The 304-nt window shown below is 53.3% G+C and carries 2 tRNA genes and 1 rRNA gene; all 3 read left to right on the forward strand.

Features of this window, described 5'->3' with window-relative positions:
• Nucleotides 1–6: 6 nt before the first annotated feature.
• Nucleotides 7–122, forward strand: a 5S ribosomal RNA gene (rrf, locus tag AAHB12_RS31510).
• Nucleotides 123–127: 5 nt separating this feature from the next.
• A tRNA-Val gene (locus AAHB12_RS31515) sits at nucleotides 128–203 on the forward strand.
• A gap of 7 nt (nucleotides 204–210) precedes the next feature.
• A tRNA-Thr gene (locus AAHB12_RS31520) sits at nucleotides 211–286 on the forward strand.
• Nucleotides 287–304 lie beyond the last annotated feature (18 nt).

Consider the following 304-nt stretch of genomic DNA (forward strand, 5'->3'; position numbering starts at 1 on the left):
AATAGGTCTAGTGATGATGGCGAAGAGGTCACACCCGTTCCCATACCGAACACGGAAGTTAAGCTCTTCAGCGCCGATGGTAGTTGGGGGTTTCCCCCTGTGAGAGTAGGACGTCGCTAGGCGATGTGGAGGATTAGCTCAGCTGGGAGAGCATCTGCCTTACAAGCAGAGGGTCGGCGGTTCGAGCCCGTCATCCTCCACCATAAATATGCCGGCTTAGCTCAATTGGTAGAGCAACTGACTTGTAATCAGTAGGTTGGGGGTTCAAGTCCTCTAGCCGGCACCATCTTATGAGCCATTAGCT

It is taken from the genome of Bacillus sp. OTU530 (assembly GCF_038440375.1).